The following is a 17,392-nucleotide window of genomic DNA, read 5'->3' on the forward strand; positions in this document are numbered from 1 at the left end:
ATGATGGAATTTCCCGTACCCTGGAGCCCCATACAGTTGGCACCACAAGGGCTGGGAATGATGCCCTTCGCTGTTTCCAAACTGTAGGCGGGCATATTACATCTGGTTAAGCAAAAAAGAAGCTTAAAAGTTACTGGAGCCACCTTTTCCATCCTTCGACCAGCTTATAAAAGAGGCGATCAAGGCATGACTAGGATATATGCAGGGCTGCACTTGACTGAGACAAACAGCGATTTTATCTTTTCACTGTCGAAAATAGAATTAAGTGTTTCAGAGTTATTTATTGCCTTTTGTTTTAATCATTTTTATAAAGTTGCAACATGATTTGGTTTCCAGCTATTTTCTTAAGAGTCACATTAAAAAAGCCCCTAAGCAGACGGGGCTTTTTTAATAACAACACGGCAATATCAATGCAGCCATCTAGCAATTCAATTAATCGTTAACAATTTTCAATTGGGCACTTACAATCTCCCTCATGTTAAAGCGCCCAACCTTTCCTCCACCCTGAATGAATTTGTAACCCATATAGCTAGCAATTTTTTGCTCATGTGTAGAAACTATAAATTGATACATTGGAAACTCATATATAAACAATTGAACAAGTGAAGCCATGTTGATTTCATCCATCGACTGAACTGGATCATCTATGAGTACTGTTTGGAGCTTAGATGGATAGAGTTTATTCATGGCAAGAGCAAATGAAATGACTAGGCCAGCGAGCTGACCTGAACTCATGGTACACCACGCATCATGTGTATCACTCTTTCTTGCGCAAAATCTTATATATGGATTTTTTTCGCGCCCTCCATCAGATGGGGTTTTTAGAAAAATCCCAGTCCCATCTAAGCGAGTTTGCAATACCTTGCTACTATATATATAAAATGGGATTGCTATACTTGAGGCCACATCAATTTCATATTTTTTTATCGATTCATTGTATATCTTTATAACAGCGTCAATTGATGTGATCTTTTGGTTCAAGCCATCAATTTTCTGATTGATGAGCGTTATTTCACCTCTTAGCTTTTGCGCCTCACTACTGTAAATCTTCACCATCTCAGATCGCAAATAAGCAATATCATTGACAATGCCTTGCATTGTTATGCCTGATAGTATTTCATCACTTTTTATATCAAGAATTATTTGTCCTTGTCTAATTAAATCTAAATCAATTTCGGCTTCAATCTGATAAATGGATTTTCTTAATTTTTTTACTGCCGATTTGAGGTTGCTTTTTTTTCCTGAATATTCAAGAGAAAGCGTAAAGAGGGAATTATCGGCAAGCTCTCTCCATGCAACACCCTGATCGTCAAGCCAGCCTCTCAGCTTGATCATTTTGTTAAATCTATTTTCATCGATGTTTTTTTCTAAGAAAAATTTAGTTACTTCTGCTTCCTCAATCCAAGAGGCTTTGGATATATAATGCTCCACTCGCCTCCATATTTTCTCGACATAATATTCCAGCAAGTATGAAGTGCACGCAAAAATTTCTCTATCTACTATTGATGACTGGTCTTCATAAATTCTCTCCTGATGGTCGTACTCATTAATTAACTGATCAATCCCATTTTCTTTCTCATCCCCGCACAATGGGCAAACGACCTCATCTAAGTGATTTTGATCGTGGAATTTTTTGTAGGCCTCTAACAAAGAATTGCGATGGGTCAATAGCTGCGTTCGCAACCTGGTGAAAGTGCTACCTTGCCTTCTGAGTGACGATAACTGTTGAATTTCAGCAATTACCTTCTCTGAAGGTTGAAAATGCTGCTGCAAATAAGATAGCAGGATTTCACTAATATCGTTGGCGTCAGATTCGATCTTTTCCCTGATCTCTCGATAGCGCTTTAATTTTTCAGTGTTTTCATCAAACTTACGCTTGGCCCGATGTAATTTTTCTATTTCTTTAAATTCATTCAGGGTGCCAAATTTTATAAGATCATCCAACTCCTGCTCGCGTGATGTTTCAAAAAGATCTAGCCACGCATTGAATCGTTCATTTTTATAAACATCTGGATATTTAATTGCAGGAAGAATGCTTTCCAAAGCAGAAAGAGAGGCATCAAGCACTGGAAGCTGTTTTTCTTTTTTGGCGAGGTCAACGATGAAATTTATCTCACCTGAAGGTGCCCCAGTTTCCCCATTTTCTTCGTCCGGCTTGGTTGCCTGCATTGTCTCTAGCAGTTTACTCTTTTCCTCGCCTTTGTATTTATAATCATCGCGCTTACCAACAAGTCGTGATTTAATTGCCTCCATAGCATTCAACTCATCAACTTGAACTACCGTGCCAAATAAATGGCTAAGCTGATCATGCCTATCAGATTCGCTTCTATCCTTTAAGAAGTGAGTAGTTTCTTCTTGAGAGATATAGTGCTGCACTGAAAACAATGAAGATAACTTGGTCAATTCCAGTTTGGATGTAAGTGTCGTCTCATCTAAAACAGACCATTGCTTCGCATTCCATTCAGTTGCGTAATATCGTTCGATATGCTCTTTATAATTTTTGACACTTGCATCACGCCCCTTAATATCCGACTTTATTATTGCATAAATTACTAGACACTGACCTTCTTCATCATCAACAAGCTCCAGTTTGATTGATGTTGGCTTGCTATGCTTATTTTTAAGTAAATGCCCCTCTCTTGCTTTATTGTCATTTGACATTTTTGCAGAATTTATGCGACTTACTCTTCCAATAAAACATATCTCAATCGCATCAAAAATTGTAGTTTTGCCAAAGCCATTCGGACCATCAAATACAGCCGCCCGAATATTTTTCAAATCAATTTCCACAAGATGCTCAATTGATTTAAAGTTTTCTATACTTAACTTTCCCAATTTATACATATCAATCCCCTTGTTTTGCTTCTAGCCATGCTTCAATTGCCATCTCATCGGAGCAAATATCAAGCAAATGATCACGGACACTTACGAGCCCTGCCTGGGTCAGCTTTTCAGTAATGTTTCTTGATAGATCAGGGGCAACATACTTCATTTCATTAATGGTCAGAAATGGCAATTTTGTATATAGCTTCGTTATGATGGAGTAAAGATGATCGTCGCTGCCATTGCTAAATTCTACAAATCTAGTTTTGTTATTCAAGATGGAATGGATAGCTTCTGACAATTTTTTATTTTGCGCCAATTCATAAATAGCCCCGAACTCTTCCGTTGTATAGAAAATTACTTGTTTTTTGAAAAAATATGGATCTTCTTCAATCTCTGAAATCTTTCTATTAATCTCCATCTCTGAATTTTTATGTTTTACTAACAGTAGCAGAATTGTATTCTTTTCAGAGTCGCTATTTAATGAAAAGAACTCCCCCAGCGATTTATAGGCTTCAACTTGAATTTTAGTAAGCACTTCACTAGATGAGCAATCAGTGATATCTTGAATAGCAAAATGCGAGACTACATGATTGGCATTTTCTGAACTTGAAAATAGCATCATGTTTTTATTGCCACCAATATCGCTTAGATCATACCCAAAAGAAACTATCAGATCACGAATAATATTTATCATAGATCACCATTAACTATTTTGGCTGCTGATTTATAATTTATAAGTTTTGTTTTCTTTTTTTCATGAAAAATGGGGGCGCCATCTTTCCGGTCGGTTACCACATCATCAAATTTTGGTGGCAAAATTTCGCAACGCACATCTCCATTATCATCTGCCTTGATGGCAATATAATTAAATTCATATAAAAGAGCATCTACATACGCATTACTATCGCAGGCATCTACAATATCTTTTGCAACTAACCTGTATGCATCGTCGGCATCTAAGTCATCATGGCAAGCATCAATGCAGCTCGGCGAGAATTTTTCACCCACTGGTGATGTTGCGACAAAACCAGTTGGAAAATTTTCAAGCAACTCAAAAAATCCTAGAAAAACTTTTTTTATCCCATGATCTTGAATTATCCCTGGAAAATAAAGATCATAAGGTTCAATTTTCTTTTTGTCCGGAGAAGTTCGCTCTAAATTCACAAGCAAATCCCTAGGACTCATTCTTGAAACAACATCCAACCTAAACTGTTCAATTCTATCAACCTTTACAATTTCTTGGTTAAAACATTTTCCAGCAGTTCTTTTTAACTCAATTATCTCATTTAGCTTAGCAACATGGCTATTGATTGTATTTTCCAAAATTAATTTAGCTCGCAACGCGAAATATTCTTCATTCTGCACCTGGTAATTTTTTTCTAATATTTTAGTGAGTACTGATAAGCGCAGCAATTCTGGAGTATTTGATGAAGAAGCTATGTCTTTGACTTTATTAAATGCCTTGTGCCTATTAACTATATGCCGATCAATCTCACAGAGCATGGCTGCTATATAGCAGTCCATGCTTTCATCGCTTTGCATCCCGCATGATGTTGGCTGGATTGCTTTCCTAATTTCGTGGATAAGTGATTTTATATTTCGATAAAGATCTTCATCGTTAAGTGCAAGTGTAAACCCCACACCACTACGATCACTGATGATAATATCAAAATCATCTAGGCCTTTATCACTCAAAGCCTTTCCTGTCGAGTCAAGCTTCCATTCGTATTGATCAAGTTGAAGTTTAGGTTTTGCAATTCTGTTACAGCTATGAACATATACAGGTACATTCTTCGCGTAGGCACTCTGATGGAGCTTTACTAAACTAAATAGAAAATCATGAGCCACACTTTGAAAGTCATGCTCAAGCAAAGCTATTTTGCTCTCCCAATCATTTTGAACCGAGTAGTCCTTGCCTATTATTTTTTTAAGTTGCAGCTCTTTAATGAAGTGCTGTATAACATCCTCGGGCTTCCCATCCGGTAATTTCTTTAAATATGGCTTTAACTCAGAAGTCGAGATGAGGCCAAGCTTTCTAGTTACAATTGTTTCTATTGCGTCTTTATAACTTGAAAAATCAGTTTCTTTATAGTGCTTAACTTGGTGTATGGAAATATAATCTTCGTCTTTTTTTAACGAAAAATCCTCAATCCATTCATATTCAATTCGATAGCCATAAAAAAATTTATGAAGTTCATCACCGAACAGTTTATCATTTTTTATTTTCTCATTTATTGTGCACAGGCATACATATAGCCCAACCTTCCCTTGATAGTTAAATCCATTCCACGATGGCGTCGCATCGTGAATCATTGGTTTTATTTTTTCTATTTTCTCAGACATAAATTTGGTCTAATCATGAAAAATTATTGTTAATGACTACAAGTTGACCGAAACAAAATTCCGCTCAGCAACTCGAGTTTAGTGTACAATCAAACTTAATTCACAAGCTTCACTCTGATATCTATATAAGAAAAATTTATGTGCTTAATTAAAACTCTTTAGCGTCGATACACCGAGCCCACTGGATTTTTCGATTTTAATTTGAATGGCAATTCTTTCCTTCATTGCATCTACGTGACTAATCACCCCGATCATTTTTCCAGAAGAATTGATCACATCCAGTGCATCTAGCGCAATTTCCAATGTTTCTTCATCCAAGGTACCAAAACCCTCATCAAGGAACAGCGAGTCAATCGATGTTTTATGGCTCACTAATTCGGACAGAGCCAATGCAAGTGCCAAGCTCACAAGGAAACTTTCCCCTCCAGACAAGGTGCGGGTATCACGGGTAACATCAGCTTGCCAGGTATCAACAATTTCCAATTCCAGCTCGCCGATCGATTTACGCTGTAGCAGATAGCGACCATGAAGCCGTTCCAGATGGCGATTGGCCAGATGCATCAGATGGTCCAGCGTCAACCCTTGGGCAAACTTGCGATACTTGTCGCCCTCTTTCGAACCAATCAGGCTGTTGAGTCGTTGCCAGATGTCGACGTCAGTAGCTTGCTGCTCGATTTGCTGGAATAGAGCTTGTTGGTTGTCGCGGCGCTGCGCGTCGTCCCGGAGCAAGGCATTCAAAGCACCCTGTTCGCTGGACAGGGTTTGTCGCAGCCCGTCTTGGGCTGCCAGCGCTTCATCCAACTCGATCAGGCCGAGCGGTGTGCGATTCTGCGGCTGCAGTGCATGCAGGGTGGCGTCTGCACTTTGGCGAACTGCAGTGCTGCGTTCCAGCGCTTGCGTCAGCTGTTGCTGCCAGCTACTCAGGCGTTGGCGCTCCTCTGTCGGCAGCAGTGCCAGCAGGAAGGTATTGGTATCGTCGAAGGGGCTGGTTTGCAGTGCAGCTGACCAAGCGGCCTCAGCTTCGCTGTGCTGCTGATGCAGTAAGGCCAGGTCAGTGCTCAACTGAGTTTGCTGGCCCTGCAGATTAGCGATCTGTGCAGTCAGCACCTCTACCAGGTCGGTGTAGCGGGCAAAGGATGGCTCGTCGATCTCCGGTTTGGCCTGGCCGGTTGGAGCTTCGACATCCAGTTTGCTCCAACGGAGCTGCCAGCCTTCGGCAAGGTTGGTTGTCTGCTCAAGATGATTTTGCAGCTTGAGCAGCTCAGCCTGCTGCAATTGCTGTGCACGCTGACTGGTTTGCCATACCTGCCAGTCCTGCTGTCGATCAGCCAGCCATTGCGCCATGTCGTCTGCCACGGTAAAGCCACTGTCAGCAATGGCCACTTGCAGTTGCTCGCGGGTTTGCTGCGCCGCCCGGCTTAACTGCTCATGTTGTGCGGTCAGCGCCTTTACGTCTTGCATGGCATGCAGACTGGCCTGCTGTAACAGCTCGTACTGTTTTCCCGCCTCCTGCAACACTTGGGCGCTGCGGTGAGCCAGCTGCCGGGCCGCTGCCAGCTCCTGTTCTGCCTGCTCCGCTTGCGCCAACTGGGCTTTCAATTCGGCATCATGCTGTTCTGCCTTTGCACGCCCATGCTGCAGTGTGTCTTCCTGCTGCCAGTCCTTGTCACCCAGCCCAAACGGCGCAGTCTGGTCACGCCAAGCCGTAGCGGCCTGCCGCTGTGCCTGCTCCAGCCCCTGTTGTGCTTCCTGCTGCTGTTGCAACCGGCCTTCCAGCTTGGCCTGCTCGCCCTTGGCAGCATTGCCTTGCTCTTCCAGCTGCGCGAGCGCAGCCTCTTTTTCCTGCAGTGCTCGCTCGGTGTCCGATACGTTTAGCTGCTGGTAGGTGTGAATCCCCGGATGTTCGTGTGAGCCACACAAGGGACAGGCCTCACCCGGCTGCAGCGCTGCCCGGTGTGCTTCCAGGCTCTGGATGCGCTGCTCCTGCGCCAGTAGCCGACGCTTGTCGTCTACCTGTTCCTTCAACTGACGGTAATCACGACGCAGTGTGTCGAGTAGTGCCTGCTGCGCCTCCAGTTGCTGGTGCGTCTCGGTGGTCGCGGCTTGCTGCTGTGCTTGCTGGCTGGCGTGTTGACGCTGCTGCGCAGCCAGCTGCGACAGCTGTCGCCAAGATTGCAGCTGTTGCTGTGCTCCCACCCAGCTAGCGCGCAGTTCGGCAAGCGTTTGGCCGTGGCAAATGTTGGCCACAACCTGTTCTGCAGCTTGGACGGCATGCTGCTTTTGCTCATGCTCCTTTTGGGCTAAAACCAGCTGTGCTTTTTGTTCTTCTTGGCCGCGTTCGGCTGCTTCCAGTTTGCCCTGCTGTTCCAGCAACTGCTCGTGCAGCTGTTGTATGGCGTGCTGCGCCTGCTGGATCTGGCTGAACTGGCTGTGCCAGCCGCTGAGCTGCTCGCCCAGAACAGCAAAATGGCCATGTTCTGCCAGCCAGGCTTGCAATGCCTGCAATTCGTCATGCGCCGTTGTGTACTGCTGCCTGGCGTGCTCCGCCAGCCCTGTTGCAATGGTGTTGGCCTGCCAGTGGGCGATAACGGTCTGTTGCTGGATATCCGCCAGTGTGACCTGTATTTTGTCCAGCGCACTTCGTGTCTGATTCCGTCTTGCCTGCGCGTCTTGCCAAGCCTGATAGATGGGGCGCATCGCCTCAGCAGGCTCGCTCTGTTGCAGGCGTTGCAGTTCGGGTTCGGCTTCATCCAGTGCCTTCCGGGCCGCCTGTTCGCCCTCTCGTGCCAGTGCAGCTGCCTGCTCTGCCTGAATCAGCTCATGACGCCACTGGCGCAAGGCTTGCGTCTGCGTTTGCTGACTCTGCAGCTCGACTAACTGCTGAGTCAGCGTGTCGATTTGCTGCTGCATGGATTGCCGCCGCTCTTCCGGCAGCAGTTCCACACCATCCGCACGGGCTTTCAACTGGTCCAGCGCCTGCTTGGCGTCGCGGGCCTGCTCGAATACGCGTTGGGAGATCTGGCCATAGATATCTGTGCCGGTCAGCTCTTCCAGCAATTCGGCACGTTCATTGGCGCTGGCATTGAGGAAGGCAGCGAAGCCGCCTTGCGCCAGCATCATCGACTTGGTGAAACGGGAAAAATCCAGGCCGGTAATTGCTTCGATGCGTTTGAGCTTGTCGTTAATCTGACTGGTCAGGATGTTGCCGGCACCGTCTGCCAGCTCGACCTTGGGTGCCTGCAATTGCCCATCGGCCTTGTCACGGGCGCGGCGCTGGCTCCAGAACGCCCGGAATACCTGCCCCTTTACCTCGAACTCCACCTCAGCCAGGCAGTCCGCGGTGTGACGGGTCATGATCTCGTTGGACGAGGTAGAAATGGTCTTGAGACGGGGCGTTTCGTGATACAGCGCAAGACAGATAGCGTCCAGCAGCGTGGACTTGCCGGCCCCGGTAGGCCCGGTAATGGCGAACAGCCCGTTGTCCTTGAACGGTGGCTGGGTGAAGTCGATTTTCCACTCGCCCTTGAGCGAGTTGAGGTTCTTCAGGCGCAGGGTCAGGATCTTCATGCCGTGCCCTCCTGCAGGCTGGTCACAATGCTGCGGTAGCGTGTTTCCAGCTGTCCCCTCAGTGACTCATCCAACTCTTCCTGCTCCAGCCGCTTGTTGAACACATCGAACGGAGTCAGCTCATCCAGCGTTTCTTTGGCGGCGGTTTGCAGGGTGGCCACCGTATTGCCGCGATCCCGGCGCAGGCGCAGCACTTCCACTGGTAAGCCTTCGGTCATGCTCTGAATGCGGGTTTGCAGATCCGACAGATAGTCGTCCCCTTTCACCATCACTTCCAACCAGACCGGCTGGTCGGCACGGCCCAGCTGAGCCGCCTCCTGGATTGCAGCTTCCAGTTCTTTAAGGTCACCCTTGATCGAAACCAACTGCTGGAAGCGCGGTACCGGCAGCGGAGTGATTCCCATCAGGCCGAGATCATCCACGTCGACAAGTAGCACTTCTTTCTGCTGGATTGCCTCATCAAAACTCAAAGGGATGGGGGAACCGCTGTAACGGATGTGCTCCAGCCCGCCTACCTTCTGTGGCCGGTGAATATGGCCCAGAGCGATGTAATCGGCGGGTGGAAAGGCCGCGGTCGGGAATGCTTCCAAGGCACCAACATAGATCTCGCGGACGGATTCGCTGGCGCTTGCCCCCACCGTTGTCAGGTGCCCGGTAGCGATGATGGGTAACGGCAGGCGTAGCGCGTCGCGCTTGGCGCAGGCCCGCAGGTACACGGCCTGGTAGTGCTGATGGATGGCCTCCTGCAGCGAAAGCTGTTTCTCTTCCGCACTTTGCCCTGCCTGACTCTGCAGCACATCACGCGGGCGAATAAATGGAATCGCACAGACGATGGCCCCAGGGCTGTCGTCGCATTTGTTCAGCACCAGCACCTGGTTATCAAGATCTTCCTCGACTGCGGGGATAACAGTGGTACTGAGGTAGGACAGCAAAGGTCGGCTTTCGCCCAAGGTAGCAACTGAATCGTGATTGCCCCCAAGCATAAGCAAGGTAGTACCGGTGTTGTGCAGCTCAACTACCAATAGGTTATAGAGTTCTCGCGCATAGCTAGGCGGTGCACCGGTATCGAAGATGTCTCCGGCGATGATCACGGCGTCGACGCCATGGTCGCGTACCTGCTTGATCAGCCAGTCGATAAAGGCCTCGTGCTCTGCCTGGCGGGTCTTGCCCATGAAGTGTTGGCCAAGGTGCAAGTCGGAAGTATGGAGAATTCGCATTCAGTTGAAGAGCCCAGTTCAATTAATTGGCATTCTAGCAACCCAAAACTGCCAAATGCATAAATCTACATCAATCAAAATTACATGCTCCAAATGAGACGCGTTCATGAATTTAGTGTGCCGCACAAGGTAACTACCTGATTTATCTTGACATTTCACTTCCATTCCGCCATCCGCACACCGTCCGTGAAATTTTCACCAGTGAAAGTACAACAAATATTGCATTATTAATCAAAGACTTACGTTTGACTTGCAGATTTAAAATACTTACCCTGTCTGTTGTTGCAAGTACCCGCAGAAGTCCACCATGAGCCCATTTTCCAGATACCTACATCAGCTCCGAATGCAGCATGGCATCCGCCAAGCCGAACTTGCGGAGTTGATGGGCTATGAGCAGAGCTACATCTCTGCCCTGGAAATTGGTAGCAAAGGGCCACCAACGGCGGAATTTATTGAAAAACTGATCCAGGCGGTTGAATTGATACCAGAGGAACAAGCAGAACTACGCAGCGCAGCTGCTGCCTCGCAACGGAAACTGGTCGTACCTGCAGACGTCCCAGAAGAAACCTACTGGTTACTACAGGATTTGCGAACAAACATAGGTGAGTTGCGACCAGTACAAATTCGCCTGATACGCGAGATTTTGCAGATACAGAATGAACTGAACCGCTGCTCATCCGATCCGGTGAGACGGTTGCGGCGGAGACAGAATAAGGAGGGCCTAGAAATGTAAAACGGGACAAACCTTGCGGCTTGCCCCGAGTTTGTAAGTATCTGACGACACTCACGGTTTGCAGACTTTAGTATCGTCACCACAGGCTCGCACGTCAAGCCGCACTCCCTTATCTTCTCCTGAAAACTGCGGGTAACACACCCGTTGTGGGGCATTCATACGCCCAATTTCAGGCATATCGATCTGTGCTGCTGGTACCGACAGGATCACTGCACTCTGTTGGTACTGGCCGGAGACGTGCCATGCTGCACCCACTTCATCCAACACATAAACTTACAGACCAATTATTACAACAGGCAGAAGAGGCATTCAGCCGGCAGCCTGATCAAGCAGGCGTCGTTCATGGACTGCGACGCATTACGCAAGGGGCACGAGGTCGTCGGACATCGCTGTTTCCAAGCCGTAAAAATGGGATCACGATGGCCCTCGAGAGCCAGGTGGAAGTGTCCCATTGCCTTCTGCTCGAGCAAGACAAACAGGTCATTGGATACCGATGCCAACCCCTCGAAATACCATATGCCCCAGGACGATGCTATTACCCCGATTTTCTGGTCCGCACCCATGATTGGCGCTGGCGTGTAAGTGAAATCAAACCCGATAAGCGACACCTTGATGCAGAAACCCTGCTGTGCTTTGAGACGGTCAACACATTATTGGCTCATTGTGGCTTCGAATTCTGCCTGGTGGATGCAAGCGACCTACCAAGAGGTACGCACCTAGACAACTTGTACTGGTTGTACTGCCGATCTGCCATCCGCTCTTGGGCTACTCAAGAAATCGAGTTGGCACAACAACTTCTCAGTAATCACCCCCACCCCACTACATTTGGGGAAGCTCAATCGCAATTCATCCGCGAAGGGCTCCCCTCATCGCTCGTGGAATATCTGCTCTTTCACGGTCAGTTGGCTACCAGCTTTGACCAGCCCATCCGATTAAATACACCGGTATGGAGCATGAAATGAGTCAGGCCTATACCCCAAAAGTAGGAATGCGGTTCGTTATTTATGGCTGCGAATTCGAAATCACGTACGTAGCCCATGGCTGGGTACGCTATGCCGCGGCAATCGGTGGAAAACCTTACCGCATCCCTTATGAGCGCTTCATGGAGATGCAAGGGTCCGGCTCTCTGCAGATTCAATTACAAGAGGCAGCTCGGCTCTCAGCAAAAGACCACACTTTGAAAGTTTCGGAGCAAACCGAGGAAGAAACACAGGCCACGATTCGAAGAGCCCGCTACGTTGAGGCAGCCATAGCACAGTTAACCCACCCTCGTTCAATCAAGCAGCTTACTGCATTTATCCCCGCGTTGGCTTACCAGTTGGAGGATGTAACCCCACCCAGCCCGCGAACGGTTTGCCTATGGGTGAAAAAATACTTTGATGCAGGCCGTATTGCTACCACATTTGTTAGCCAAAAATGTAAACGGGGCAACCGCACGCTGCGATTTCCACCGGATGTAGAAATTTTAATCACCGAGGGTATTCAGCAGGTTTATCTACAACCAGAGCGACGGGACTGCAAAGACGTCTTGGTGTTTATTGTTGGCAGACTCGCCGAGCTGGGAATGCTGACCAAAGAGGTGTCATCTCTTCGGCTACCAACGCTACGCACAATACAGCGAAGGGTGAAAGCACTCGATCCCTACGTCGTAGCACGGGCACGGCACGGTAAAGAAGCTGCGGAGCGGGTCGCACGTGCAGCCGGTAGGCAGATCATCAGCCCCAGAGCAATGTTCCTGGTCCAGATTGATACCCACTACTTGGACATCACCCTCCTAGATCCGGACACCGGAGAAGTTATCGGTCGACCATACCTAGTTTGCATCATTGATGTGTACACACGGGCAATCGTAGGGGTTTACATCAGCATGCTGCCACCATCGGCCACAACTACCTTAGCGGCCGTCAAGGACATGCTGACCCGGCTCGCTCGAGGGCTGCCAGGCGGCATTCCAGTCAAAATCATCCCGGACAATGGCATTGAGTTCAAAAACTCGGCCTTCGTCAGATTGTGCGCTCGACTAGGGATCATTATCAATCCTGCCGAGATTCGTGACCCCAACGATAAGCCTCATATCGAATCGTTTTTCCGCACTTTGACCTATTTTCTCGTCCAAAAGTGTGCAGGAACAACCTTTTCCAATCCCGCCGCCCGTGGGGATTATGACTCGCACCGTAAGGCTGCCTTAATCCTCGAAAAATTGATCGAGTACATCAACGAATGGATCGACAATGTGTACCACCAAACCATTCACTCTCGTACCGGTCGAGCACCAATCCTTGCCTGGAAGGATGCCACTCAAAATTGGGAAGCACCGATCTTCGAAACTGGTGAAATTGATGCAATTGCCCGTCGCCCTGAAACACGCACAATCCATCGCGGGCGTGTTGTTGTTGACCACATTGAATACTTTTCACATGCACTCGCAACACTGGAAGCACTCAAGGAAACACGCGTCACTGTACTAGTCAATGAACTGGATCTTCATGAAGTCTATATCGAGCACCCGTCTGAGCGCGGTGTACTGATCCGCGCCGAATCCACAAATCCCGACTACACACACGGGCTGACTTGGCATGAACATCAGGAAGCTCAAAAGATCAAGGCAGCCCTAACTGAATCGGACCGACAACGCCTGGGTCCCTACTGCGATCTTCTAGCACGGTGGACCTTGTTTCAGAAGATCCAAGCAGACTCCGCCTTGGCACGACGTCAGATTGCCCGCCTCACCAATGGCAAGGGACGGCAGCAACCTCAGTTGCCAGGACATGCTGTTGAGGCTTTATCCCATTCCTCCTTGGCGTTGCAGCAGACCATTACACCTGCCTTACCAGAACTTCTGGCGACACAACTCCCTTCCATCTCTGAAGACTTGCCATCAGCAGCAGCTGGCAATGCAGTAACCACTTACGAAGTCATCGATCTGGAGTAAAAATCATGGAACAAAGCTCAAAAGAACCCGGCGGCTCGCCAGTCGAACGCGTTGCACGCCTAGATAAGGCGATTGTGCGCCATACAGACTTCGATCATGCCATCCAGGGAATTCAAAATGCCATTCTTCAATCGTCACATTACCGCGAAGCAGTCGGATGCATGCTACTGGCCGACGGTGGCATGGGTAAAACCATAGCCTGCAATATCGTCATGGCTGGCTTCAAAGGTGGAGTTGTAGTTGAAGATGGGCTGGAAGTCACCAAAAGGCCGGCCTTCTACTTGGAAGCCCCTGCTCCCGCCACCGTTAAAGCAGTTGCAGCAATGATGCTCAGCAAACTTGGTGATCCACGCCCCCTGTTGGGTAGTACGCCGCATATGACCGAGCGACTTATCAGATTGCTGAAGGCGTGCGGAACGCAAGTCATTTTTCTAGACGAATTTCACAATCTCTTGAAAATCGGGAAAAGATCGACCTCTGTCAACACGGAGGTTTGCCGTTGGTTACGTAACATCGTTAACGAGTCCGGAGTAACAATCTGTTTGATTGGCACGCCCGATTGTGCGTTGATCATTGATTCAGATATACAGTTTTCCAGACGTTTCAAATACAAATTTCACCTAAAACCACTAAAACCAGGCACGACCGAAGATAAAGGCTCTCTGCAGATATTCCTTGAACGTATCTGTCACGAAGCTGTTCGCCGTGTCGGGCTGGATCATATGCCAGCACTTGGCAACCAGGTAGAGTCACTAAGAATTTATGCTGCCACCAGCGGCAATCCAGAATTCATTATGTTCTTAATTAAACAGGCACTACTCATTGCATTGCGGGAAAATAGAAACGCTGTCGATATTGAAGACTTTGCGCGTGCCTGGGACCTCGGCATCACCAGTACAGTGAGTATTGCTCGGGACAATCCCTTTAGAATGTCGGAAGGTCAGCTATCCTCGGTATTTCGGAGGATGAAATGATACAACATCCACTGCCGATTCGGCCCATTCCCTATGGGGATGAATCACCGGCCAGTCTCTTGATACGCGCTGCAGAGAACAATGGTTTCGTCAGCGTCCTGCAATTACTTTCAGCCTACAGATTTCCATCCCAGAGTGATGAGTGGCTAGTTGCATCATTTGTCGATCAAACCCGTTTTGCCAAGATTATTCACGCGATGGGCTTGCATACAGATTGCATCAGTTTGGCCTATCGTCGGACGGGACCAACTAGTAAATCGCCACGCGAGATGAATGGTATGGGTCTGCCTGAACGACTCTTTCGCAATGGAGCCAATGTATATTGCCCGGAATGCCTTAAAGAACAGCCTTACTGGCGTAAAGGGTGGTCAATCCTACCAATCACAACGTGCAATAAACATGGTTGTCGTCTATTACAGGATTGCCCCTTATGCAAACAGCCATTATCCCTAACCAGAAACCGCATATTGCATTGCTCATGTGGACATGATCTCCGCCAGGGAAAGGCGGAGATGGCCGATCCCAAAGGCACTCAGTGGTGGCTCTCCCTCATCGCTGCGCAAAACCAAGATGCACTAGACCGGATGCTGTCGTTCTAGTCGGCATTGCGAGAGGTCGATGGATTAGAAGATAGCACCACTGCAGAGGGGTGGCGTCTTCACACCACGATGAAATGGTGGCATGGCGACAGATGCATTGATGAAGTTCTAGCCATAATTGAACCCCGTTCCCCGTACATTCATCCACGGCTTCAACTGTTACCCTTTCTTCGCGAAAGGGGTGATTTATGCGAATTTGCTAAACAAGTATTGAATAGACACTCAACCTTCACATTCGCTCCCAATCCAAGGCAGCATGAAGGTCAGTTAAACCAAGAGGAAGCTGCAGCAACATTCGGAATAACACCGTGGCACATAAGAAGAATGATTAAAGCCGGCCAAATAAATTTCATTACAGCTCATCTTGGTCGAGCAAAATTGATCTCGCCGAACGAGATTGAGCGGGTTCTGCGCCAATTAAGTGCAACGCAACAAAATGATCGTACCCATCAGAAACTATCTGGTCGCCATAGTTTGACAGGGATCATTCAAAATATCCTTTCAGGTTACGCACGCACAGATGGATATGACCTAGCGGAAGGACTACTGACATTACAATTCTCCGGCATGGTTGAGATGGTGTCATCTGATCCAGATTGGCTGGCCATCCCGGCAATAGCTACAAAGTTGGGCATGCACCCGGTCGTCGTTTGGAACATTATCAAGCATCGACTTCTACCAGCGCAGCAGAAAATAATAGGAAGAAGTAAGAAGAATGTAGTCCATATCAAAGACATAGAGGCATTCGAAGCCAGTTTTGTAACTGCAGGCCGATTAGCACGATCAGTAGGAGCTAGTCAAATTACATTCGCGCATAAACTCATGCACATGGAAATAAGGCCAATAGCAGGTCCCAGTATTGACGGAACAATTGTATATATTTTCAGAAAAACAGACTTGCAATGCGTAGATTTAAGTGATCTAAAGTCGCAAAATAAATTTAAAGCACCACCAGGTCGAAGACACAAGAGCTTAAAAGATGGAGCACCTTCAGGACTTCTTCTTACAGAGGTAACAAAATTATTAGGGCTGAACAATATTCAACAGACACTCATGCTGGTGAAAAAAGGAATTCTGGAAAAGCAACCATCAATCGAACGTGCTGTTCGCATCACGGAAAAATCCGTCGCCCAGCTAACCCAAACGCTGTCAGACCCGAACTTAGTCGACATAAATGAGGCGATAAACATACTAAATACAACTGAAACAATACTATATTTGCAATGGGTACATACTGGCGCGATGAAAGTATTAGATTTTGTACACTGGAGATTCGTTCGTAAAGATGAGCTCCAATATGTTTTGGAGTTACAAGAAAATTACTACACTGCATCACAAGCTGGAACATTTCTCAACGTTCATCGAAGCCACGTCCCAAATCTTGAACGAAAAGGATTGATTAAATCGTTAATCCTTGAAGGGAAAAGACGTTTACGACTTTACCTCCGAGAAGATGTGGAAGCACTTGCAATAGTGCGATAAAAAAGAGGGAGGCTTAGCTTCCCTCTTTTACTTTCTTTTGCCTTCGTTGATCCATCCACGCCAACCAACCTGCACGGTGCGCTTGCGCATCATAGAAAGCATGATGCCATGGCCGCTCCTCTGTATGGTATTGCTCAACAGCTTGGTGATAGACCCCTGTATCAATCAGAGGCCGCAAATCGAACCACCCTGACAAGTTATTTGGGCATTCACCACCAAATTCTCTGATGAGTACCTCTCGGTCAACCTGGGAGTCACATGCGATCGTTACACTACGTGGCAACATTGAGAACCAGCCACGAAGCCTATCTTGCACGTCAACCCGATACATACAGGCTTCATCAATAAATCCAAGTTGTGGCAAGACGGCGGACTTAACGAAGGAATTGCATTTCGATTGGTCAAAGTCTTTCACTTCCAAGTACAATTTGTACTGCCCATCCTCAGTGACCATACCAATGCTGATCATTTCCCTATCGATCAAATTAGTCAGTTCTGTGTCCAAAAAAATTAGCATGCAAGCCTTTCACCGGTGAGTTTCATTATCCTCGCATTTTTCTCAGCGACAAACACTACCACGCATATTAGCAATATTCATTCTTATCATTCACATATGAGTAGTCAAGGTACAACAGATTTTTTAAATCTTCCAACAACGTTTCCCTTGATATCTATCTTGGAGTTAGCCTCCTGAAAACCCCTCAGCATGTCAAAATAAT

12 protein-coding genes are annotated in these 17,392 nt (G+C 47.3%); 6 read left to right on the forward strand and 6 right to left on the reverse strand.

Features of this window, described 5'->3' with window-relative positions; all coding sequences use genetic code 11:
• Nucleotides 1–432 precede the first annotated feature (432 nt).
• The 5 genes from FAZ30_RS15945 to sbcD all read right to left on the reverse strand — a co-directional run bounded on the left by FAZ30_RS15945 (nt 433) and on the right by sbcD (nt 9,953).
• Nucleotides 433–2,844: an AAA family ATPase gene (locus FAZ30_RS15945; RefSeq protein ID WP_137009830.1), complete on the reverse strand. Its 2,412-nt coding sequence runs from the start codon at nt 2,842–2,844 to the stop codon at nt 433–435.
• Between the two features lies 1 nt (nt 2,845).
• Entirely contained in the window at nt 2,846–3,520 is a 675-nt protein-coding gene (locus FAZ30_RS15950) for an ABC-three component system middle component 1 (RefSeq protein WP_137009831.1), read from the reverse strand.
• Nucleotides 3,517–5,169, reverse strand: coding sequence for a hypothetical protein (locus FAZ30_RS15955; RefSeq protein ID WP_137009832.1), 1,653 nt, complete (start codon nt 5,167–5,169; stop codon nt 3,517–3,519). Before FAZ30_RS15955 ends, FAZ30_RS15950 begins: the two co-directional genes overlap by 4 nt.
• A gap of 144 nt (nt 5,170–5,313) precedes the next feature.
• Nucleotides 5,314–8,736, reverse strand: a complete 3,423-nt coding sequence (locus tag FAZ30_RS15960; RefSeq protein WP_137009833.1) for an AAA family ATPase — start codon at nt 8,734–8,736, stop codon at nt 5,314–5,316.
• Nucleotides 8,733–9,953 carry an exonuclease subunit SbcD gene (gene sbcD / locus FAZ30_RS15965; RefSeq protein WP_137009834.1) on the reverse strand — a complete coding sequence of 407 codons (1,221 nt, stop codon included), beginning with the start codon at nt 9,951–9,953 and terminating at the stop codon, nt 8,733–8,735. The genes FAZ30_RS15960 and sbcD overlap by 4 nt, the downstream gene beginning before the upstream one ends.
• A 307-nt stretch (nt 9,954–10,260) precedes the next feature.
• Here sbcD and FAZ30_RS15970 point away from each other — a divergent pair, with 307 nt between their 5' ends.
• From FAZ30_RS15970 to FAZ30_RS15995, 6 genes are all read left to right on the forward strand, one after another.
• A complete protein-coding gene (locus FAZ30_RS15970) occupies nt 10,261–10,686 on the forward strand; it encodes a helix-turn-helix domain-containing protein (protein ID WP_137009835.1) in 426 nt (141 codons plus the stop codon).
• A 242-nt stretch (nt 10,687–10,928) separates the two neighbouring features.
• Nucleotides 10,929–11,648: a TnsA endonuclease N-terminal domain-containing protein gene (locus FAZ30_RS15975; RefSeq protein WP_137009836.1), complete on the forward strand. Its 720-nt coding sequence runs from the start codon at nt 10,929–10,931 to the stop codon at nt 11,646–11,648.
• Entirely contained in the window at nt 11,645–13,618 is a 1,974-nt protein-coding gene (locus FAZ30_RS15980) for a Mu transposase C-terminal domain-containing protein (RefSeq protein WP_137009837.1), read from the forward strand. Before FAZ30_RS15975 ends, FAZ30_RS15980 begins: the two co-directional genes overlap by 4 nt.
• Nucleotides 13,619–13,623: 5 nt before the next feature.
• Nucleotides 13,624–14,592 (forward strand): TniB family NTP-binding protein, encoded by a 969-nt coding sequence (locus FAZ30_RS15985; protein ID WP_137009838.1) that lies wholly within the window; start codon nt 13,624–13,626, stop codon nt 14,590–14,592.
• Nucleotides 14,589–15,191, forward strand: coding sequence for a TniQ family protein (locus tag FAZ30_RS21030; RefSeq protein WP_137009839.1), 603 nt, complete (start codon nt 14,589–14,591; stop codon nt 15,189–15,191). Before FAZ30_RS15985 ends, FAZ30_RS21030 begins: the two co-directional genes overlap by 4 nt.
• A gap of 69 nt (nt 15,192–15,260) precedes the next feature.
• Nucleotides 15,261–16,673 carry a helix-turn-helix domain-containing protein gene (locus FAZ30_RS15995; RefSeq protein WP_137009840.1) on the forward strand — a complete coding sequence of 471 codons (1,413 nt, stop codon included), beginning with the start codon at nt 15,261–15,263 and terminating at the stop codon, nt 16,671–16,673.
• Between the two features lie 13 nt (nt 16,674–16,686).
• Here FAZ30_RS15995 and FAZ30_RS16000 read toward each other — a convergent pair whose 3' ends face one another.
• Entirely contained in the window at nt 16,687–17,190 is a 504-nt protein-coding gene (locus FAZ30_RS16000; RefSeq protein WP_168190864.1) for a hypothetical protein, read from the reverse strand.
• Nucleotides 17,191–17,392: the final 202 nt, after the last annotated feature.

It is taken from the genome of Aquitalea aquatilis (genome assembly GCF_005155025.1).
Taxonomy (GTDB): domain Bacteria; phylum Pseudomonadota; class Gammaproteobacteria; order Burkholderiales; family Chromobacteriaceae; genus Aquitalea; species Aquitalea aquatilis.

What these genes read in the sequence shown, in the direction of transcription:
- FAZ30_RS15945 (WP_137009830.1), bottom strand. Translation starts at nt 2,844, where the DNA reads ATGTATAAATTGGGAAAGTTAAGTATAGAAAACTTTAAATCAATTGAG.
- FAZ30_RS15950 (WP_137009831.1), bottom strand. Translation starts at nt 3,520, where the DNA reads ATGATAAATATTATTCGTGATCTGATAGTTTCTTTTGGGTATGATCTA.
- FAZ30_RS15955 (WP_137009832.1), bottom strand. Translation starts at nt 5,169, where the DNA reads ATGTCTGAGAAAATAGAAAAAATAAAACCAATGATTCACGATGCGACG.
- FAZ30_RS15960 (WP_137009833.1), bottom strand. Translation starts at nt 8,736, where the DNA reads ATGAAGATCCTGACCCTGCGCCTGAAGAACCTCAACTCGCTCAAGGGC.
- sbcD (WP_137009834.1), bottom strand. Translation starts at nt 9,953, where the DNA reads ATGCGAATTCTCCATACTTCCGACTTGCACCTTGGCCAACACTTCATG.
- FAZ30_RS15970 (WP_137009835.1), top strand. Translation starts at nt 10,261, where the DNA reads ATGAGCCCATTTTCCAGATACCTACATCAGCTCCGAATGCAGCATGGC.
- FAZ30_RS15975 (WP_137009836.1), top strand. Translation starts at nt 10,929, where the DNA reads ATGCTGCACCCACTTCATCCAACACATAAACTTACAGACCAATTATTA.
- FAZ30_RS15980 (WP_137009837.1), top strand. Translation starts at nt 11,645, where the DNA reads ATGAGTCAGGCCTATACCCCAAAAGTAGGAATGCGGTTCGTTATTTAT.
- FAZ30_RS15985 (WP_137009838.1), top strand. Translation starts at nt 13,624, where the DNA reads ATGGAACAAAGCTCAAAAGAACCCGGCGGCTCGCCAGTCGAACGCGTT.
- FAZ30_RS21030 (WP_137009839.1), top strand. Translation starts at nt 14,589, where the DNA reads ATGATACAACATCCACTGCCGATTCGGCCCATTCCCTATGGGGATGAA.
- FAZ30_RS15995 (WP_137009840.1), top strand. Translation starts at nt 15,261, where the DNA reads ATGAAATGGTGGCATGGCGACAGATGCATTGATGAAGTTCTAGCCATA.
- FAZ30_RS16000 (WP_168190864.1), bottom strand. Translation starts at nt 17,190, where the DNA reads ATGCTAATTTTTTTGGACACAGAACTGACTAATTTGATCGATAGGGAA.